The 18,491-nt window shown below is 34.7% G+C and carries 23 protein-coding genes and 1 pseudogene; 11 read left to right on the plus strand and 13 right to left on the minus strand.

Features of this window, described 5'->3' with window-relative positions; translation table 11 throughout:
- The first annotated feature begins 156 nt into the window (after positions 1-156).
- Positions 157-1,428, plus strand: coding sequence for an MFS transporter (locus JCM12304_RS02160; protein WP_060678405.1), 1,272 nt, complete (start codon positions 157-159; stop codon positions 1,426-1,428).
- Positions 1,429-1,498: 70 nt separating this feature from the next.
- Positions 1,499-3,574, plus strand: coding sequence for a peptidoglycan D,D-transpeptidase FtsI family protein (locus tag JCM12304_RS02165; protein WP_060678406.1), 2,076 nt, complete (start codon positions 1,499-1,501; stop codon positions 3,572-3,574).
- 33 nt (positions 3,575-3,607) lie between these two features.
- Here the strand turns inward: JCM12304_RS02165 and JCM12304_RS19850 are convergent, their stop codons facing one another.
- Positions 3,608-4,120 (minus strand): endolytic transglycosylase MltG, encoded by a 513-nt coding sequence (locus JCM12304_RS19850; RefSeq protein WP_060678407.1) that lies wholly within the window; start codon positions 4,118-4,120, stop codon positions 3,608-3,610.
- Between the two features lie 15 nt (positions 4,121-4,135).
- Positions 4,136-4,363: a hypothetical protein gene (locus tag JCM12304_RS02175; RefSeq protein ID WP_019377955.1), complete on the minus strand. Its 228-nt coding sequence runs from the start codon at positions 4,361-4,363 to the stop codon at positions 4,136-4,138.
- Positions 4,364-4,540: 177 nt separating this feature from the next.
- Here JCM12304_RS02175 and rpmG point away from each other — a divergent pair, with 177 nt between their 5' ends.
- The 5 genes from rpmG to JCM12304_RS02200 all read left to right on the plus strand — a co-directional run bounded on the left by rpmG (position 4,541) and on the right by JCM12304_RS02200 (position 8,319).
- Complete coding sequence (gene rpmG, locus JCM12304_RS02180; RefSeq protein ID WP_019377954.1) at positions 4,541-4,690, plus strand: 50S ribosomal protein L33; 150 nt, start codon at positions 4,541-4,543, stop codon at positions 4,688-4,690.
- Positions 4,691-4,828: 138 nt separating this feature from the next.
- Positions 4,829-5,395: a 5-formyltetrahydrofolate cyclo-ligase gene (locus tag JCM12304_RS02185; protein ID WP_060678408.1), complete on the plus strand. Its 567-nt coding sequence runs from the start codon at positions 4,829-4,831 to the stop codon at positions 5,393-5,395.
- A gap of 8 nt (positions 5,396-5,403) precedes the next feature.
- Positions 5,404-6,417, plus strand: a complete 1,014-nt coding sequence (locus tag JCM12304_RS02190) for a ThiF family adenylyltransferase (RefSeq protein ID WP_060678409.1) — start codon at positions 5,404-5,406, stop codon at positions 6,415-6,417.
- 41 nt (positions 6,418-6,458) lie between these two features.
- Positions 6,459-6,668, plus strand: coding sequence for a protein YqgO (gene yqgO, locus JCM12304_RS02195; protein ID WP_256200745.1), 210 nt, complete (start codon positions 6,459-6,461; stop codon positions 6,666-6,668).
- 106 nt (positions 6,669-6,774) lie between these two features.
- Positions 6,775-8,319, plus strand: coding sequence for a rhomboid family intramembrane serine protease (locus JCM12304_RS02200; protein WP_060678410.1), 1,545 nt, complete (start codon positions 6,775-6,777; stop codon positions 8,317-8,319).
- Between the two features lie 95 nt (positions 8,320-8,414).
- Here the strand turns inward: JCM12304_RS02200 and JCM12304_RS02205 are convergent, their stop codons facing one another.
- Entirely contained in the window at positions 8,415-9,272 is an 858-nt protein-coding gene (locus tag JCM12304_RS02205; protein WP_060678411.1) for a hypothetical protein, read from the minus strand.
- A 132-nt stretch (positions 9,273-9,404) separates the two neighbouring features.
- On the opposite strand from JCM12304_RS02205, the gene JCM12304_RS02210 reads away from it, so the two are divergent.
- From JCM12304_RS02210 to JCM12304_RS02220, 3 genes and pseudogenes are all read left to right on the plus strand, one after another.
- Positions 9,405-10,862 (plus strand): spore germination protein, encoded by a 1,458-nt coding sequence (locus JCM12304_RS02210; RefSeq protein WP_060678412.1) that lies wholly within the window; start codon positions 9,405-9,407, stop codon positions 10,860-10,862.
- 126 nt (positions 10,863-10,988) lie between these two features.
- Complete coding sequence (locus JCM12304_RS02215) at positions 10,989-11,222, plus strand: YqgQ family protein (RefSeq protein ID WP_337249659.1); 234 nt, start codon at positions 10,989-10,991, stop codon at positions 11,220-11,222.
- Positions 11,219-12,188 (plus strand): annotated as a pseudogene (locus tag JCM12304_RS02220) (ROK family glucokinase). Before JCM12304_RS02215 ends, JCM12304_RS02220 begins: the two are co-directional and overlap by 4 nt.
- Positions 12,189-12,324: 136 nt before the next feature.
- Here JCM12304_RS02220 and JCM12304_RS18905 read toward each other — a convergent pair.
- Complete coding sequence (locus JCM12304_RS18905; RefSeq protein WP_019377945.1) at positions 12,325-12,495, minus strand: DUF2759 family protein; 171 nt, start codon at positions 12,493-12,495, stop codon at positions 12,325-12,327.
- Between the two features lie 167 nt (positions 12,496-12,662).
- Between JCM12304_RS18905 and JCM12304_RS02225 the strand changes: the two genes are divergently transcribed.
- Positions 12,663-13,286, plus strand: a complete 624-nt coding sequence (locus tag JCM12304_RS02225) for an MBL fold metallo-hydrolase (protein ID WP_019377944.1) — start codon at positions 12,663-12,665, stop codon at positions 13,284-13,286.
- 169 nt (positions 13,287-13,455) lie between these two features.
- Here JCM12304_RS02225 and JCM12304_RS02230 read toward each other — a convergent pair whose 3' ends face one another.
- From JCM12304_RS02230 to comGA, 9 genes are all read right to left on the minus strand, one after another.
- Positions 13,456-13,698 carry a DUF2626 domain-containing protein gene (locus JCM12304_RS02230; RefSeq protein ID WP_019377943.1) on the minus strand — a complete coding sequence of 81 codons (243 nt, stop codon included), beginning with the start codon at positions 13,696-13,698 and terminating at the stop codon, positions 13,456-13,458.
- Positions 13,699-13,780: 82 nt separating this feature from the next.
- Complete coding sequence (locus tag JCM12304_RS02235; protein ID WP_019377942.1) at positions 13,781-14,470, minus strand: helix-turn-helix transcriptional regulator; 690 nt, start codon at positions 14,468-14,470, stop codon at positions 13,781-13,783.
- Between the two features lie 92 nt (positions 14,471-14,562).
- The gene (locus JCM12304_RS02240) at positions 14,563-14,952 is read right to left on the minus strand and encodes a hypothetical protein (protein WP_060678413.1); all 390 of its coding nucleotides are present in this window, start codon (positions 14,950-14,952) and stop codon (positions 14,563-14,565) included.
- Positions 14,921-15,373, minus strand: a complete 453-nt coding sequence (locus JCM12304_RS02245) for a competence type IV pilus minor pilin ComGF (RefSeq protein ID WP_082387956.1) — start codon at positions 15,371-15,373, stop codon at positions 14,921-14,923. The genes JCM12304_RS02240 and JCM12304_RS02245 overlap by 32 nt, the downstream gene beginning before the upstream one ends.
- Positions 15,321-15,659, minus strand: coding sequence for a prepilin-type N-terminal cleavage/methylation domain-containing protein (locus JCM12304_RS02250; RefSeq protein WP_060678415.1), 339 nt, complete (start codon positions 15,657-15,659; stop codon positions 15,321-15,323). The genes JCM12304_RS02245 and JCM12304_RS02250 overlap by 53 nt, the downstream gene beginning before the upstream one ends.
- Positions 15,646-16,080 (minus strand): competence type IV pilus minor pilin ComGD, encoded by a 435-nt coding sequence (gene comGD, locus JCM12304_RS02255; protein ID WP_019377938.1) that lies wholly within the window; start codon positions 16,078-16,080, stop codon positions 15,646-15,648. Before comGD ends, JCM12304_RS02250 begins: the two co-directional genes overlap by 14 nt.
- Entirely contained in the window at positions 16,070-16,387 is a 318-nt protein-coding gene (gene comGC / locus JCM12304_RS02260) for a competence type IV pilus major pilin ComGC (RefSeq protein WP_019377937.1), read from the minus strand. The genes comGD and comGC overlap by 11 nt, the downstream gene beginning before the upstream one ends.
- Before the next feature lie 11 nt (positions 16,388-16,398).
- Positions 16,399-17,457 carry a type II secretion system F family protein gene (locus tag JCM12304_RS02265; RefSeq protein ID WP_060678416.1) on the minus strand — a complete coding sequence of 353 codons (1,059 nt, stop codon included), beginning with the start codon at positions 17,455-17,457 and terminating at the stop codon, positions 16,399-16,401.
- Positions 17,408-18,430 (minus strand): competence type IV pilus ATPase ComGA, encoded by a 1,023-nt coding sequence (gene comGA, locus JCM12304_RS02270; protein ID WP_060678417.1) that lies wholly within the window; start codon positions 18,428-18,430, stop codon positions 17,408-17,410. Before comGA ends, JCM12304_RS02265 begins: the two co-directional genes overlap by 50 nt.
- Positions 18,431-18,491 lie beyond the last annotated feature (61 nt).

Below are 18,491 nucleotides of genomic sequence, written 5' to 3' on the forward strand. Positions count from 1 at the left end.
TCTGCTACCGATAGTCACCATTAGGGGGATCCGCATTTTACTCCAACTATGAACGTATTAGGTAACGTTTGTGTCTATATTGGCCCTTTTCCTTATAAATTGAATATCTCTATCTCTTTTGCCCAAACTATGAGTGATACAAAAAGGAGTTTGGTTATGGGAAAGAGATTTGAATTCATTCATAATAAAATTGATATTAATAGAGATTTATTATTTTTACTGGTGATTGGCGGATTATATTCGTTAGGTATATTCCTTTCCAATACATTTGTAAATGTATATTTATGGAAACAGTCAGGAGATTATACGACAATAGCTGTCTATAACTTGGGAATTTTTCTTTTTCAGCCAGTTACATTTATCGTTGCTGGTAAAATTGCTAAAAAAGTGGATCGTGTAATTGTGTTACGGTTGGGGGTCACTTTTCTATCTCTTTTCTTTTTATGTGTCTTACTAATTGGTGAAGCCTCATCTAAGTATAACTTTATGCTAGGAAGCTTATTAGGGATAGGTTATGGTTTTTATTGGCTAGCCTTTAATGTGCTGACCTTTGAAATAACGGAACCGGAGACAAGAGATTTTTTTAATGGATTCTTAGGTGTTTTGCAATCATTTGGTGGAATGATTGGTCCATTACTTGCGGGTATTATTATTGCCAAAATGGAAGCAAATATTGGATATACAACTATTTTCTCGATTTCCTTCACATTATTTATCCTTTCCGTAGTTTGCAGTTTCTTTTTAAATCGAAGACAGGCAGAAGGTAACTTCCATTTCAAACGTATTTTAAGGGAAAGGCACCATAATAAAAACTGGGGAAGGATATTATATGCTCATATTTTTCAAGGCTTACGAGAAGGTATTTTTGCCTTTGTAATCACCATTTGGGTGTTTTTAATTACCGGCAGTGAATTCTCTCTTGGAATGTTCAATTTGGTACTTTCCGGCTTATCATTTATCTTTTATTTTGTTGCAACAAAATTTATTAAAATCCATATGCGAAAAAAAGCAATTTTGCTAGGTAGTTTACTACTTTATTTTTCCATCTTTATTATTTTATTTGATATTAGTTACTTTCAATTAATCATATACGCTTTCTTCATTGGAATAGCTTATCCTATTATTAATGTGCCATATGTCTCTATGACCTATGATGTAATTGGAAAGGCCTGGAAGGCAAAAGACCTCCGTGTAGAGTATATTGTCGTACGGGAATTGTTTGTAAATATTGGCAGAGTTGCATCTATTTTAGTCTTTTTAATTGCAGTTTCTTTATATCCAGCAGAAAAGGTAATACCAATATTGCTGGTTTTGTTTGGAACAGGTCATATTTTTATTTATCTGTTTACAAGGAATGTCTATCTTGGTACCAAAAGAAAAAAAGAGGTATTAATTAAAGAACAAATAACCGATGAAAAAAACCGCTAACGCTATTTTTTATTAGCTAAATGATGTTATAATGAGTGGAAAGCTATGTTAAATATATGGGGGAGAAATAATGGCGAGAAAAAGAAAAAAGAAGGAACAGCTTCCCTTCCGAATAAATATTTTATTCTTTGTGATTTTTCTATTGTTCTCTGTATTAATTTTACAGTTAGGTGTTGTACAAATACTTAATGGGGAAGAGTTTCAAAAAGAAATAGAACGAACGGTTAAGGACACAACTAAAATACCAGTACCTAGAGGGAAGATTTATGACAGTAATTACGATGTGATTGTTGATAATAAGCCGTTGTATTCAATCACTTATACTCCAGCTAAAGGCGTACAGGCCGAAGATCGTTTAGAAGTTGCTCAAAAGCTGGCAGAATTAATTTCTATGGACTCAGAAGATTACTTAGACAGTATTACCGAGCGAAATAAGAAGGAATATTGGTATCTTTTAAATAAGAAAAAAGCAGATAAAAGGCTCTCTGAGGAAGAGGCTGCGGATATGTCTAATTCGGAGCAGTATAAAACAATATTGGACAGAATTACAAAAGAGGAAATTAGTGACTTTTCCAAGCAGGAGCTTGAAGTAATTGCTATAAAAAAAGAACTTGATAAGGCGTATTCTTTAACACCACAGATTATTAAAAATGAAGATGTAACTCCTGAGGAATATGCAAGGGTAGCAGAACATCTGGACAAATTACCAGGGGTTAATGCTACAACGGATTGGAATAGAGAATATCCGTATAAGGATACCTTTTCTAGCTTGTTAGGATCGATCACCTCACAAGAGCAGGGGATACCTGCAGACAAAGAACAGTATTACTTAACAAGAGGTTATAGCAGAAATGACCGTGTAGGACGAAGTGGTCTGGAAGAGTACTATGAGGACCTGCTTAGAGGAAGAAAGGAACAAATCCAATATACAACGACGAAAAACGGCCAAGTAATTGATTCGGAAACGGTTGTTGAAGGTGAGCGAGGTAAAGATTTAATTCTGACTGTTGATATGGAATTCCAAAAAGAAGTCGACAAAATTGTCCGGGAAGAGTTAAAGACAGCTAAAAATAAACATTGGGCTGCAAACCGTTATATGGATGATGCGCTCGCTGTTGTAATGAATCCAAAAACCGGCGAAATTTTAGCAGTTAGTGGTCAACACTACAATGATGAGAAGAAAGAATATGAGAATAATTCGTTTCGTGCCCTGTATGATGCTCATTTACCTGGTTCTACGGTGAAGGGAGCCACTGTGTTAGCAGGTTACGAATCAGGAGTTATTTCACCAGGACAGAGTTTCTATGATCGTCCGATTGATATTGCGGGCACGCCAACAAAAGGTTCATACGGTCAATTAGGCTTAGTGGATGATTATGAAGCTTTAAAGAGATCTTCCAACGTCTATATGTTCTATATCGCCCTAAAGATGGGTGGAGAGAATCGTTATCCATTTCCTAATGGAAGCAAAGCAGCATTTAATTCAGAAGGATTTCAGCAAATGCGCAATTATTTTCAACAATTTGGATTAGGAGTTAAAACTGGTGTAGACTATCCGTATGAAAGTACTGGCTATGAAGGCGATGAATTTGGACCGGGCTTACTAATGGATTATGCCATCGGACAGTATGATTCGTTTACAACACTGCAATTGGCTCAATATGTATCAACAATTGCAAATGACGGCTATCGCGTGCGCCCACATTTTCTAAAAGAAGTACGTAATCCGAGTGAGACAGAGAGAGAATTGGGCTCCGTGGTTAGAAGTGAAGAAACAGAAGTGCTTAATCGGATCCAAATGAAGGATTCCTATATTGAACGGGTTCAGGAGGGCTTCCGAAGAGTGTACCAGGAAACAGGTGGAACAGCTGCTGGCTACTTTAAAGGAAAAGATTATAATCCTGCCGGAAAAACAGGAACAGCTGAAAATGAAGTATATGAAGATGGAGTAAAGTATGATACTGAAAACCATTCATTAATCGGGTATGCTCCATTTGATGATCCGGAGGTTGCTTTTGCGGTGATCGCACCTAATTCCGGGGTGGTACGAGACTTACATCCACTCAGCAAAATCATTGGTCAACGCATTATGGATACGTATTTTGATTTGAAGAAAGAAAGAGATAAAGAAGAAATGAAGGAATAAAAAAAGAAGAACCTGTGTTAGGTTCTTCTTTTTTTATCTTGCTATCTTTTCGGCAAGCTCATAAAAACTCATTTCACTGGATACTTCAAACTCACCTATTTGTACTTTTTCGCTATAATTTTCTTTCTCCAAATACTTATCAAATTTACTGGAATCTTTGATAATATTCTTTTCTTCCAGTAAATTACTTATTTCTGAGGTAGCCATCCCCGGTTTAATGTTAATTTTGTACTTTGTTGGTTTATCTGAAGCTTCTTCTTCATCTGTTTGTTTTTTATCAACAGATTCTTCTTTCTTATTTTCCGTTTTCTTTTCTGAAGAATTTTCTTCCTTCTTCTCTGTTCGTTGCTTGTCTTTTTCTACAGATAAAGAAATATATTCTTCTTGAGATAAAACATGATATCCTTCTTCTTTAACGAGCGGAATCATTTCTTCAGCAGTCATTTCATCCTTGGCGGAAGTCGTTCCCCAGAAAAAGAAGCCAATTAACATGATTACCCCTGAAGTTAATAAGCCGATGGCAAATGCTCTTATTGGTTGTTTCATTTTGTTTCTCCTTTGTTAAAGAATATTATTCTGTTTATCTCGACTGGTAGGATGTATTTCTTCAGTCAACAGCTCTTCTTCGAGAATCTTAATTTTCTTTTTCATCTGGTATGTATCCTGCATGGTTGACATAGAGAATTGTTCTAATTGGTTTTCTAATTCCTGAAACTTATCATTCATAAAGAAAGAAAGTACAAAAAGTACTAATCCTATTCCAATGATGGAAATTATTGCATATAGCATTCGTATTACCTCCATTATTTATTCACTATTAGTTATATCACAGAATAATAAAAGAAGAAACCTTATTTTTTTCTATCAACATTCTTGATAGTTTTCGTAATATCTGCTATTATAATTAAGTCTGAAATGAATGAAAGCTGTTTAATAGCAAGTGCTTAAAAGTTTGGAGGGAAAACTATGCGCGTTAACATTACATTAGCTTGTACTGAAACAGGAGATCGTAATTATATTACTACAAAGAACAAACGTACAAATCCTGAACGTATTGAGCTTAAAAAATATTGTCCACGTCTTAAAAAACACACTTTACATCGTGAAACAAAATAACCCATAAAACTTATCTGGAATAGATAAGGGTTTTATTTTTATTATCCATTGCAGATTAGCTCAATTGTCCTTTACGCTTTTGTTCTTTGTTACTTCGTGTTAATACGTTATACTTAGATATAGAGTGAGGTGGAACGTATGAATAAAAAGGATTTACGTGTTAATGCAATAAATATGTTGAAAAGTCAGTCTGAAACAAAAAGAAAGCAAATAGAAGAGGAATTAACAGAACAGCTAATACATAGCACATTTTGGGAAAATGCAGCAGTTATCGGTATTACAATGGCGCAAGGTTTTGAATGGGACACAAAGTCTATAATAGAGATTGCTTGGGCGCAGGGGAAAGAAGTATGTGTGCCGAAGTGCTCCCCACAAGATAAACTGCTTAACTTTTATAAAATAACTTCATTTAACGAACTAGAGGTTGTTTATTATAACTTACTAGAACCGATTCCAGAGAAAACGGAAAGTGTATTGAAAGAACAAATTGATTTATTAATGGTACCGGGTTTACTTTTTGATAGAGAAGGATTTAGAGTCGGTTTTGGCGGAGGATATTATGATCGCTTTCTTGTAGATTATCCGAACAATACTGTTTCTTTGCTATGTGAGGAACAGCTTGTTAGTCAATTGCCAAAGGAATCCTACGATATTCCTGTAGAATATTTAATTACTGAAAAAAATATTATTAATACAATAAAGTAGAGGTTTTTATGGATATAAACAGATATTCACGACAAATTTTATTTGAACAAATAAATAAATCAGGCCAGCAGCGACTTTCTGAAAGTACTGTTTTGATTGTAGGGATTGGTGCATTAGGAACGGTAATCAGCAACCAATTGGTGCGAGCAGGGGTTGGAAAAGTCAGGATAGTGGACCGTGATGTGGTGGAGATAAGCAATCTGCAAAGACAAATTCTGTTTGATGAAGAGGACGCAGAGAAATCCCTCCCAAAAGCAATTGCTGCAAAGCGAAAATTAGAAAGAGTAAATAGCATGGTAGAAATCGAAGCAATTATCGGTAATGCTTCTCGTGACAATATTGATGAGCTAACGGAAGGCGTAGATGTGGTTTTAGATGGTACAGACAATTTTGCGACTCGATATTTGTTAAATGATATTTGTTTTAAAAAAAATATTCCTTATTCCTATGGTGGAGTTGTAAGCTCACGAGGAATGACAGCATTCTTTGTGCCAAAACAGACCCCGTGCTTACGATGTTTAAGTAAAGAAGGGTCTGATGGAAATCAAACATGTGATACAGTAGGTGTTATTTCCCCTGTGGTTGATATGGTATCTTCCTTGCAAGTGACAGAAACATTGAAGTATTTAACTAACCGGGGAGAGTATTTAAGGAATACACTTCGCTCCTTAGACATATGGTTTAATCAACAATATGATATTAAATTGAATAAGCCTGATCTTAATTGTCCCACATGCCAGTTAAATCAATATCCAGCATTACAGAAAAAAGCAAAGGAAGAGGAAATTGTCCTTTGTGGCAGAAATACAGTACAGATTCATCTATTGAATCACGTAAGCTTGGAGCAGTTAGAATCGAAGTTTTCAGGAATCCAAAGTTTAAAACGTACACCTTTTTTTCTAAAAGTAACAATTGATGAACAAATTAGTTTAACGATCTTTACGGATGGTCGCGTGCTTGTTCAGGGGACTGAGGATCAGGTCTACGCCAGGACAGTATATGATCGTTATATTGGTTCATAGCATGCATATTTTCTTTAAATTGTGTCATAACTAAGAACACTATGAGAAAAGAAGGTGTGGACATGAGAATGATTGCATTAATTTTTACTTTCTTCACAATGGTTGCAGTTATTTACAGGTGGCGCTATCGGATATTGAATACAGTTTTAGCAATAAGCGTTTTGCGTAAAATTGCAGTAAACTTGTCGATGAATATGCCGGCAATCAGATCAAAAATTTTACCGAATTTATTTGGACCAAAAATAAACTAAATACATTTGAAACAAAAAGAAGTTGATTTGAAACAGCTTCTTTTTTGTTCTTTAAAGAAAAGTAAATTAAGTTTTGGTATGATATGTTGTAAGGGGGAATTTTTATATGTATTCGGAGGAAAGCCACACGCTCTATGAGATTGCCCATCACTTAGTTTTTCATGGAAGGTATGAAGTATTATATATTAATGAGAATGAGCAAGAAATATGGTTAGAGAAGTATCAAAATAAAGTTTCAAAAGTTATTCGGATAATAAATAAAGGATTTGATTGGAAAAATCATTTGAAGAGAGATATAGCACAGGTTTTTCAAAAAGTAAAAGCGATGAAGCGATTATTAATGGGAAAGCATATTGAAATACACAATGTATATGTTCATTCGAATGATCCGGTAGATGATTGGGAAATCCTTAAGAAGCCAATGAAACTAAATGAAAAAAATTCAATTAAAATGAATCTTTACTATTTATCTCATTCAAGTAGTGAAGAAGAAATGGCTAGGTTATTTAATGATCTGGATATCACGAAGATGCCCAGTATAAAATTGGATGAAACTGAAAGAGAAACTAGAACGGTTTCCCTCAGAAATGAATTACACAAGGAAATGCGCCAAAAGCATGATGAAAAAAATAATGTGCTTTCCTTCGGTAAACCTTTTTTGACATATTTGTTGCTGGCAGTAAATATATTTCTATTTATCCTTTTGGAAGCCAATGGTGGTAGTCAGTCCATTCCGACCTTAATTGAGTTTGGTGCTAAATATAATCCTGATATTATGGCAGGAGAATGGTGGAGAATAGTAAGCTCCATGTTTTTACATATCGGCTTATTGCATTTATTTATGAACATGTTGGCAGTATATTATTTAGGAATTGCTGTTGAAAGGATGTATGGTTCCTGGAGGTTTATAGTAATTTATTTCTTGGCGGGGATTGGTGGGGGAATCGCGAGCTTTGCCTTCTCACAACATGTTTCTGCTGGAGCATCTGGTGCATTGTTTGGTTTGTTTGGAGCTTTACTGTTTTTTGGACTCCATTATAAAAAGATTTTCTTTCAAACTATGGGGAAAAACGTGCTTATATTGATAGGTATAAATATTTTATTTGGTTTTTTGGTACCACAAATTGACAATGCAGCACATTTGGGAGGATTAATAGCAGGCTTTATTGCTGCTTCTATTACTCATTTACCAAAGAAAAGGGATGTTCAAAAACAAGTGCTAGCAATTCTTATTTATGGTTTCGCTTTGATTGGAATTGGTTATTATGGTTTTTCCAACAACCAAAACAGCCAAAGTTATCAACTTACTCAAATTGAAAAATACTTGCAAGAAGAAAAATACAAAGAAGTTGTCCAGTTGGCTACCGATTCGTTAGACAAAAAAGGTGATTTAGAAGCGACTATATTATTTCAGCGTTCATATGCCTTTATTGAGCTTGGGAAAATAAATGAAGCTAAACAGGACTTACAGGAAGCTGTTAAAATCAATCCGGAATTTCCGCAAGCTTACTATAATTTGGCCTTGGTTTATTACAATACAGGTGAACAGAAAAAGGCGGAAGATGCGATCCGAACAGCCTATAAGCTTAACTCGGAAAATGAAGATTTTATTCATTTATATGAGCAAATAACCGGAGAAAAAGTAGATTAAAACAGGAAATGCTAAGCGCAAGGAAAGCCAAACTAGTTCTAATGCTAAATGTATCAGTTAACACAGCTAAGAACTAAAATGCTCCCTTGCGTCTTTTATTTTATAGGACTATAACGTTGGATTAGCTTCATTTTCTCGCCGTTACTTTCAAAAAGTACGATTAGATGATCAGCTTGGTTGGAGAATAAAACAATTGGTATATAGCTCTGTACCTTTTCTTCGTTACTATTGATAATTGGAATAACATAATTTTTATAAAGTCCTTCCCATAATTGACCCATTATTTTATCCGTTTGCTCTTGTGAAAGGTTTGGTAATGGTTCTTCATTATATTTGGATAGTTGAGTTAAAGGTACAGTTAAATAATCTTTGCTTTTAATCGAAAAATGCTTGAGTAATTGGTGCCAGTAAAAGAGGAGCTGTTGTTTAGTTATACTGTCTAGTAGATGCTTCCATTCTTCTTCATATCTATTTTCAGGCTTTTTAAATGAATCTATAGCTGTAGTGGGGGAATCAATTACATAAAGGTTATCACCAGATAGTCTATGAATGCTCGTTATGTTATTATTTGTATGAATTTCCCCATGATGATAGGATACACTTTGAAAATATCCACTATCCTCCTGGGTAATCTTTTCATTAATATAAATCTTATCAGTGTTCTGTTCCCATTTACTGCGCATACCACGTAATCTGCCATTTTCAAATAAAATTGACACATCCTGTCTAAGGTACATTGGTTTTTCGCTTTTAGAATTACTAGTCCAGCTAATTTCATATTTATCCTTATCTTTTTCTGAAAATAACTTCAAGTTTGTTTCTGTTTCCGTAAATTTAGTTTCCTCATTAGCAGGAAAATATGTAATGGCAGGTTTTGTTTGTACATTAATAAAATATATAGTTATAACACTGATTAGTAGAGCAAATGTAATAGTTATAATCCATTTAAACATCTTATCGCTTCCTTTATATGCTTGTCTTACTGCATTCTATGAATTTGTTCTATACTTTATGCTTGTTTTATGCATAACCACCGGGAACTTTGCGCAAATTAATGTAAGACTACTCAACGACTGGGTGAGAAAATGACTAAAGAGAAAAAAGAAGCTTCTAATTCCTATAAAAAGAATATTTCTTATTTACGTGAGCGGCTTGGTGTTGATAAAAATTTCGATGTTATTCAGCTTGATTTAGAATATGCTAGTCGAAAGATGGCCTTCTTTTTTATTGATGGGTTCGTAAAAGATGATATATTACATTTACTTATGAAGTTTTTGGCAAAACTTGAACCTGAACATTTGGATCCGGATCCACTCACTAGACTGATGAAAACTTACATTCCTTATGTTGAAATAGAGAAGGAAGATGATTTAAACAAAGTTACCGATTTTGTCCTGGCTGGACCCGCGGCATTAGTAGTAGAGGGAATTGATGAAATTATTTTAATTGATGCCAGAACATATCCTGCACGGTCTCCAGAAGAGCCAGACTTAGAGAGGGTTGTTAGAGGTTCAAGAGATGGATACGTCGAAACCATTGTGTTTAATACGGCATTAACCAGAAGAAGAGTACGAGATCGCTCTCTTCGAATGGAATATTTACAAATTGGGAGAAGATCAAAAACAGATGTATGTGTCTGTTATTTAGAAGATATTGCAGAGGAAGAAAGAGTGGAAGACTTAAAAAAAGTACTGAAAGCAATTGATACAGATGGTCTTCCAATGGCGGAAAAAACGGTTGAAGAATTTATAAGTGGAAGGCATTGGAATCCATATCCGGCTGTACGCTATACTGAAAGGCCAGATACGGCCGCTTCCCACTTATATGAAGGACATGTGCTGCTTATTATTGATGGTTCACCAAGTGTGATGATCACTCCGGCAACTTATTGGCATCATATGCAACATGCAGAGGAATACCGTCAAAAGCCATTGGTTGGTGCATATTTAAGGCTAGTACGGTTTATTGCCGTTATGGCTTCCATTTTTATTCTCCCATTATATTTTTTATTCTCAGAAAATCCGGAAATACTCCCCGATGCACTTGAGTTTATTGGCCCGAGTGAACCAGGAGTAATCCCTTTATTATTTCAATTTTTAATTGCAGAAATAGGTATAGATATATTAAGGATGGCTGCAATTCACACTCCTTCGTCATTAGCAACCGCTCTAGGCTTGGTTGCTGCAATTATGATCGGGCAGGTTTCTGTTGAAGTAGGTTGGTTTTCCTACGAGGTAGTTTTATATCTTGCAGTAGCTGCTATTGGCACCTATGCTACACCAAGTTACGAAATGAGTTTAGCGAACAGGCTTGTACGTATTTTCTTGTTGCTAATGGCAGCGAGTTTTGGAGTTGCAGGCTATGTGCTTGGGGTTAGCTTATGGATTCTATATTTAGTAAGGATGAACTCCTTTAAAGTCCCTTATTTTTGGCCATTCCTGCCATTTTCTTATAAAGCATTCAGAGATATATTTATTCGTTCTCCGATTCCATTGAAAAATAGGAGGCCCACATTTCTCCATCCTAAAGACCCGGACCGTTAATAAAGGCGAAGGGTCTTTTTTAATGGATATAAAAGTATAGAGAATTTGTCTTCACAAAAGTTTTAATATAAAATGCCTTAGCTATTTTTTCAGAAGCAGAAGGTGAATAAATTTGCTATAATAAAAATGGTGATAAAAATGAAATCAATGTACGATATTCGTCAGTTATTAAAAAAATTTGGAACATACATATATACAGGGAATAAGATAGGTGATTTAGAGCTCATGGAAATGGAAATTGAAGAGCTTCAAAAATATGGATTTATTCAGAAGGAGGACTACATAAGTGCCAAGCTGTTATTGAGAAAAGAAATGGCTATTATTCGTGATCAACAAGCAATGGAAGGGGAAAGCAAATGAGTAAATATATATTAGGTGTGGATATAGGGGGAACTTCTGTAAAGATAGGCATTATTACCAATGAAGGTGATATCCGGTACAAATGGGAGATACCAACTGTTAAGACAAACGGGGGAAACTCTATTCTCTCTGACCTTTGGAGTGCTATTGAAACAAAACTGCAGGATTTACATATAAATAAGCGTACAATAATAGGTATAGGCGTGGGAGCTCCAGGTTTTATTGATGGGGATACCGGTTTCATACATGAAGCTGTAAATATCGGGTGGAAGAATTATCGTTTAGCAGAAATATTAACAAAGCTATCTGGACTTCCTGTTTACCTTGAAAATGATGCGAATATAGCTGTGTTAGGAGAAAATTGGAAGGGTGCCGGCAATCAGGCGACAAATCTACTAGCAATAACACTTGGAACCGGAGTTGGTGGTGGTATCATTGCCAATGGTAAAATAATTAATGGAGAAAATGGTATGGCAGGAGAAATTGGCCATATCACTGTTGATAAAAATGGATACCAATGTAATTGTGGGAGAGTTGGTTGCTTGGAAACTGTAGCATCGGCAACTGGTATTGTCAGGCAAGCAATGGATGTAATTACTCATGACAAACAATCCAGAATGGCAGAGCATTACATGAAGACAGGTGTTGTTACAGCTAAAGACATCTTTATTTTCGCAGAGGAAGGTGATAAAGCTGCTCTTAAAATAGTTAGACATACTGCAGACGTGTTAGGGTTGTTAATTTCAAATCTAGGTACAATTATAAACATCAAAAGTATTAATCGGGGGTGGGGTGTCTAAAGCCGGGGATACATTAATCAATGAAATAAAAATGGCATTTGAAAAATATGCCTTAAAAAGAGTCAGTGATATTTGCGAAATTAAAACAGCTAAGCTGGGAAATGATGCAGGGATTATTGGTGCTGCTTTTCTTGTTAAACAGAAAAAGGAAAATCTCACGTTTTAAAGCAATACTGTATACTTAACTGATATTTATACTTTGAAAGTAGAAGCTGAATTGGATGGTACATATAAGGACATTAATTAATTTCACATAAAAAAGCTGCTTCATTAGAGGAAGCAGCTTTTTATATGAAATGTTCTTATCCAGCGATTTCTGAAATTAAAGTTGCAATTGAGAAAAAACCAAAAGCAACGGCAGTGATTGCAGAGAATCCTAATGCAAAAAGGTTCTTATACTTCAATTGACGAATAACAGATACTACTGCGAGTAAAGTAACTAATAAAAGCAGAATTGCCAATACAATATGCATTACTAATTCATCCTCCTTGTATGCTTCCTACTATCTCATGTTTGATAATGGAACTATATTTTATTATTATGTATCTAAGTAATTATATTATATATTTTATAGTAAAAACAATATTTTGTCGAGGTAAATCCAAACTTGTTTTACGAAGAAATGAGGAGGCAGGAAAAGTGGAAGTCATTAAAATGCCGTTAGGCCCATTAGGCACTAATTGCTACATCGTCCATAACAATAAAAACGCGTTAATTTTTGATCCTGGTGGCGACGAGGATAAGATCATTCATTATTTAGAAGACAAGAATATTATTCCTCAAGCCATATTATTGACTCATGCACATTTCGATCATATTGGCGGTGTTGAGACTTTAAGAAATCATTACAATATAGAGGTATATTTGCATGAGAAAGAATCTTCCTGGTTAGCAGAACCCAGTTTAAATGGTTCTTCTCTATTTATGGGAGACAAAATCGTCACCCAAGATCCCGATAAAAGAATTGTACCAGGAAAGATGACTATTGGTGAATTCAACTTTGATGTGCTGTACACTCCTGGTCACTCGCCAGGCAGTACCAGTTTTGTTTTTGAAGATGAAGGTTTCGTCATCAGTGGAGATGTGTTGTTTAAACAGGGGATAGGCAGGACTGACTTACCTGGTGGAGATTATAAACAGTTAGAGAGTAGTATTAGATACCAATTATATAAGTTGAGTGATACATATCTTGTATATCCTGGACATGGTGGAACAACAACGATTAGGGAAGAAAAAAACCAAAATCCTTTTGTGCGAGAATAATATAGTAAAAAAACCCTTCTTATATAGAAGGGTTTTTTGGGGGGATGTGCTCTGTTCTTTCGTTGTTAAAGGGATATAAGTTAAGCTACGACTTTACTATAAACCCAACCAGTTATCATGTCAACAGAAAAATGGCCTGCAAACGAATACGTAAGCAGCGCCATTTTTCTTAGTGTCCGAAACCAGGTACAAGTATAAATTCTGTATACCACGTAAAACCAATAAAGAATACAGTACAATAAGCTCCGAATAAATACATATACATACGTTCAGATAATTTCAAATAACTAACTGTAAGGAAAAATACCGTCTGTACCAAGAATAATACTGCTGTCTTCTGCATGTCGCCAATATAAAACATTACTGTAAAAATTCCTGTCCAAAAGGCAAGCACACGAAACATACGATCCATGTTTTCCCCTCCTTTTATGTATCCTTATCATTGATATTATAAACGAGGTTTGTCATATTGTAAACGATACTGATAAATGAATTTAAATTCTCGCTATATAAGTACAGTTTTCACATCCTTCAAACATATTATTCACTTCCTGTAATTGAACGTTTTCAAACAACACTTCGAGCATCCCTTTTATGAAAGCCTGATGCATGTTACAGATTATTGTATGATTGGATGAAGCAATCTCTTTAAATGGGCAGTTATTAATATGAAAAGATATTACATTCTCTTCTTCATTATAAGAAAAAGAAGGATACATTCCCAACAATGTTCCGGCGTCTTCCAATAACCTCATCTTATTTTCAATGGTGATAGATTGTGGTTGTAGGTTATTATGTTGATTTTCCATTAATTTTTGTCCGTACTTTTTTCCAGTTTGATATAACGCCACTTTACCTGGTTCGCCTAATTCCATAAATGCTTCCAGTGCAATAGAGGATAATAATTTATAATCTCGATGAGGGAAGTTTAGTTCAATTACCTGATCTGATAAACGATATCTTCGGCTAGGTCTTCCACCTTTTCCGGATTTTAGATTGTAGGAAACAACCATCCCGATATCTTCCAGTTTAGATAAATGAAGTCTTGCAACATTTGGATGAATAAAGAAAGCTTTAGCAATGTCATTTACATTCACTTCCTCATGTTCTTTTATTAAATATTGATAAATATTATATCTTGTTGGGTCACTCAGTACGTTTGTTATCTTCAACGTATTTTCCATCATCTATCACCCCATTATGTTATTACTTATATTATAGTAAAAATAATCTATGCACGGGCTAGTACTTCTTTTTTGTAAGAAAATGTCCACATTTAGTCTTTAGGGTAAAAGTGAGGAATATTTATAGTATGTTTAAAAGTATGTTCTGAATGGTTATTTGTAGTTACTTTAGAACGGGTTTCCCACGTGTCATCTGTAATAGAAGTTGTGGTAATGTTTACTTCTCCTTGCAGAAATGAGTAGTGTAAGGTGTGAGGAAGTGCACTTAGGTCATCATATTCTTCCATGACTAATTGGAAACTCATTTGCAGGAGTGTGTGCATTTTTATCCTCTCTAGATGCGCTTCACTCATGTGAATCTCATTTTGATAACTGGTTATAGTTGCTGTAATTAAAATAAAAAATATAGATATCGTAAAGAGTACCACTGGGAGAATAAAACCTCTTTGATTAGTGATTGTAGAAAGGAATCGTTTTTTCATATGAGTCTCCTTTGTCAGATGTGACACTTACATGATATCCGTAAGGTAGTGGAGAAAACTGTACTTTTTTTATGTCTCTCAAATAAATTTCATGCCCTTCTCCGTCAACTTGTCTGCGAATTTGATTCTTATATTGACTTATAACAGCAATCTTCCCATCTGAGAATTGTAAAGAAACAGAGGTAGGATCTACTTTATATCCTACCGCTGTTAATGAATCTTCCATTAAAAAATGAGTAAATTGCTGTAAGGATAGTTCCATGTCATTGGAAGTGTATTTACCGACTTTTACTAATTCAAAAGGTAAGGGCAATAGTAATAATAGAAGGGATAGAGCTAGTAACATGTTAAGAAAGGTAAAACCCTTTTCAGCTTTTAGGTACACCATACAAGCAATGGCTTTCTTTTTTCTTTTTAGCATTTTCCCATACAACACATCCTTTTATATAATTCCTATCAAGTACAAATGTGAAAGTGACCAATTTCTGATTAATATTTTTTACTGATTCATACGGAGTCTTTTTACTTACCAATAAAAAAGGTTGCATTTCATCATGGAGTCTATCAACAATGGTCCGCCGATCACTCAATATTATTTTTTCTGTAGTTATTATATGAAGGAGAGGAAACATAGTAGTTACAACAGTCATTAGTATACTTGCAGAAATAATTACTTCTACCAAGGTAAAACCGTTATTCTTTTTCAAGATAAAACCTCCCCTTACCGAATGGAAAAATTATTTTATATCTTTCATCTCCCATAAATAAATCCATACTTCTGGGTTGGTGAATATTTCCGTTTTGTTCGAATTTTAAATATTGATGTTTTCTAGTATCGATTCGAACACCTGAAGGATAGTTTCTTATAATGGGCTTTCTTCTTTTTGTAAAATAGATTGTATAAAAATCTTCTTTAAATGTGATATATGGTCTTTGTTCCACTGATCCCTTAATAGATGTGACCTGCTGTATATAAAGAGTATCGTTTTCCAGCGTATTTATAAATTGTTCTCTTTCTTGTTTTGATATGGCAGATAAACTCCAAGTGACTGACAGAAGGGAAAGAATTGATACGATGCTTAGGACGAGGAGCATTTCAATGAGTGTAAAGCCATTTTTATTGGCCATTTGTCGGAGGAGCACTGACGATTCCGTCCTCATACTTTAACTTTTCTTTACTCGGGCACTCTGTTTGGCTTGCTTTAATATACTTTCCTTGAATTAAAGAATCCAGTGTGGGAGGGAGGTTTCCCTCTTCCAAATGATAAAGATCCACCTGGGCCTGTACTACATTCACAAGTGCTTCGCATCCTTTATCGTGAACCTGTTTACTCTTTCCGCTTAGGTTAGGAACAATCAGTATAATTAAAACTGATATAATCATTAAGACGATAAGCATTTCAATCAATGTAAAACCCCTGTTATTTTTTAGCATGATTAACCTCCTTATATTGTTGTAATTAATTGAAACATTGGCCACATTAAAATAATGTAGATAAAAATGATAAAGCAAGCCACAATGATGAAAAATAGTGGTTGAAAATACGTTATGGATTTCATTAATTTTGTTTGAATGGATTCGGATAACCATTCAGCATATAAAGATAATTCTTTCTCTAGTTCCAAGCTGTCATTATTTTTTTGAAAAATAGCTACAAGCTGTTTATCAAGAAAGCTAAATTGAGAAAGCAAAGAGGAAATGTAAAACCCTCTTGATAATTCATCAATTAAAAGGTCAGAATAGTAGGCGATGATCGGTTGTTTCTTTTGTTGTTTCATTTGTAGAAGAATATCTTTATAATTCATTCCGGCTTTTAATAAGATTTGAAAATGTGTGGCAAATTGAAATGAAGTTTGAAGCTTGAGAATTGTTCTGTAAAATGGAAGCCTGTTATAGAGTGCAATTCTGTTTTCAATGGAGAACTTATGTCTGGTGAATTGCCAAAAGATGACCACTATAATTAAGATGATAAGTAATAAAACCGCTATTGTAAAAAACACTTCAATAGTTATCATCGAAATAACTACAGTGGAAGATGCTTCTTCGCTTGTTTGGAAAATATCTATAAAGGATGGAAGAACAGATTGCTTAATGAAGATAAGCAGAAGTGAAAAAATGGTAAGTAAAATAAGTGGATACCTGATCATTTGACTGAGTTTCCTTGTGTACTTAAGCCGATCGGAAAACATATCAACACACTTTCCAATGCTTCCCTCTAAATCACCATTCGATTTCACAAAACTCATGTAATCAACAACTATAGGATGAAAATGGGCTTTTTCAAAAGCCTCATCAATCGTGTAACCATTTTGGAGAGAAAGTGAAATATTATCAGCTGCTGTGCTTAGCTGTGTATCCCATTTGATTATTTTTAATCCATCAAGGAGTGTGTAACCATTTAGTAGTAGTCGATGAAGACGTCTTATAAAATTCAATTGAAGTGCTGGTGCTAATTTATCTTTTTTCTTGAAACACATGATAATTTTCCTCAGAAAAATAGCCATAAGCAAATGCCTTCTTTCTTAAATAATCAAATGTATGAAACTGATCATTTGCAGCTATATCCATATTGCGTATTGTTTTAAACAATGCTTCTTTTTCTAATAGTTCGAGAATAGCTGCTCGACGGATAGTTCTATTATCGATATCTATGGGAATTAATTGTAATGCTGCTACCGCTATTAATGATTGTTCCAAATCTGTTTGCTTTAATCCCATTTCCAATAATCTGTGTATAGTTCCTGGTGCATCCTTCGCGTGAAGAGTACTCAATACGAGGTGGCCCGTAAGCGAAGCATCAAAAGCAAAACGGGCTGTATAACTATCGCGAATTTCCCCTACCATAATGATGTCAGGATCGTGACGAAGTGCTGCTTTTAATCCTGTTTGATACGTTACCCCAGCTTTTTCATTAACTTGGACTTGTAAAATATCGGCCATATTTTTCTCTATTGGATCTTCTAATGTAATGGTCTGGTAGGATTTTTCTTTCAGAATGGTTTCCAATAAGGCATATAAAGTCGTAGTTTTGCCGCTTCCTGTCGGACCAGTAAATAGAATGATGCCAGATCGGTTTGATATCCAATTTTTAATTTTTGTTAGTTGGTTAGGGAAAAGAAAGAGTTGATCTAATGTCATCTTTTGTTGTTGGGGGAGAATACGAATTGCTAAACTTTCGCTTTGGTTAACCGGGAGTGTAGATAAACGTAGAGAATATTCTTGAGGATGTACTTTATAAATTATGGTACCATTTTGAGGCTTTCTGATTTCTCCAATATCCATGCCAGAAGTAAATTTATAAAAAGTAATTAATACTTGATATTGTGAAGGAAGGATGGATTTGTAAAACATTCTTCTTCCATGGATACGTAAATATATATCAACGCGATCGGGGAAAGGAGAAAAATGAATATCCGATGCCTCCACATCAAAGGCATGCAGCAAGAGTTTATCAGATATTGTTGTAGCATCATTCAAAGGTTATTCACCTCCTTTTAACGACTAATATATAGTTTATTCGACACGATCTTCCTTTCTC

It is taken from the genome of Virgibacillus halodenitrificans JCM 12304, assembly GCF_001310895.1.
GTDB classification, from domain to species: Bacteria; Bacillota; Bacilli; order Bacillales; family Amphibacillaceae; genus Virgibacillus_Q; species Virgibacillus_Q halodenitrificans.

What these genes read in the sequence shown, in the direction of transcription:
- JCM12304_RS02230 (WP_019377943.1), bottom strand. Translation starts at nt 13,698, where the DNA reads ATGGATCGTATGTTTCGTGTGCTTGCCTTTTGGACAGGAATTTTTACA.
- comGD (WP_019377938.1), bottom strand. Translation starts at nt 16,080, where the DNA reads ATGGCCAATAAAAATGGCTTTACACTCATTGAAATGCTCCTCGTCCTA.
- comGC (WP_019377937.1), bottom strand. Translation starts at nt 16,387, where the DNA reads ATGCTAAAAAATAACAGGGGTTTTACATTGATTGAAATGCTTATCGTC.
- yqgO (WP_256200745.1), top strand. Translation starts at nt 6,459, where the DNA reads ATGAGAAAAGAAGGTGTGGACATGAGAATGATTGCATTAATTTTTACT.
- JCM12304_RS02175 (WP_019377955.1), bottom strand. Translation starts at nt 4,363, where the DNA reads ATGCTATATGCAATAATTTCCATCATTGGAATAGGATTAGTACTTTTT.
- JCM12304_RS02200 (WP_060678410.1), top strand. Translation starts at nt 6,775, where the DNA reads ATGTATTCGGAGGAAAGCCACACGCTCTATGAGATTGCCCATCACTTA.
- JCM12304_RS18905 (WP_019377945.1), bottom strand. Translation starts at nt 12,495, where the DNA reads ATGCATATTGTATTGGCAATTCTGCTTTTATTAGTTACTTTACTCGCA.
- JCM12304_RS19850 (WP_060678407.1), bottom strand. Translation starts at nt 4,120, where the DNA reads ATGAAACAACCAATAAGAGCATTTGCCATCGGCTTATTAACTTCAGGG.
- JCM12304_RS02240 (WP_060678413.1), bottom strand. Translation starts at nt 14,952, where the DNA reads ATGAAAAAACGATTCCTTTCTACAATCACTAATCAAAGAGGTTTTATT.
- JCM12304_RS02160 (WP_060678405.1), top strand. Translation starts at nt 157, where the DNA reads ATGGGAAAGAGATTTGAATTCATTCATAATAAAATTGATATTAATAGA.
- JCM12304_RS02265 (WP_060678416.1), bottom strand. Translation starts at nt 17,457, where the DNA reads ATGGCTATTTTTCTGAGGAAAATTATCATGTGTTTCAAGAAAAAAGAT.
- JCM12304_RS02205 (WP_060678411.1), bottom strand. Translation starts at nt 9,272, where the DNA reads ATGTTTAAATGGATTATAACTATTACATTTGCTCTACTAATCAGTGTT.
- JCM12304_RS02215 (WP_337249659.1), top strand. Translation starts at nt 10,989, where the DNA reads ATGGTGATAAAAATGAAATCAATGTACGATATTCGTCAGTTATTAAAA.
- JCM12304_RS02235 (WP_019377942.1), bottom strand. Translation starts at nt 14,470, where the DNA reads ATGGAAAATACGTTGAAGATAACAAACGTACTGAGTGACCCAACAAGA.
- JCM12304_RS02190 (WP_060678409.1), top strand. Translation starts at nt 5,404, where the DNA reads ATGGATATAAACAGATATTCACGACAAATTTTATTTGAACAAATAAAT.
- JCM12304_RS02245 (WP_082387956.1), bottom strand. Translation starts at nt 15,373, where the DNA reads ATGCTAAAAAGAAAAAAGAAAGCCATTGCTTGTATGGTGTACCTAAAA.
- JCM12304_RS02165 (WP_060678406.1), top strand. Translation starts at nt 1,499, where the DNA reads ATGGCGAGAAAAAGAAAAAAGAAGGAACAGCTTCCCTTCCGAATAAAT.
- JCM12304_RS02210 (WP_060678412.1), top strand. Translation starts at nt 9,405, where the DNA reads ATGACTAAAGAGAAAAAAGAAGCTTCTAATTCCTATAAAAAGAATATT.
- JCM12304_RS02185 (WP_060678408.1), top strand. Translation starts at nt 4,829, where the DNA reads ATGAATAAAAAGGATTTACGTGTTAATGCAATAAATATGTTGAAAAGT.
- rpmG (WP_019377954.1), top strand. Translation starts at nt 4,541, where the DNA reads ATGCGCGTTAACATTACATTAGCTTGTACTGAAACAGGAGATCGTAAT.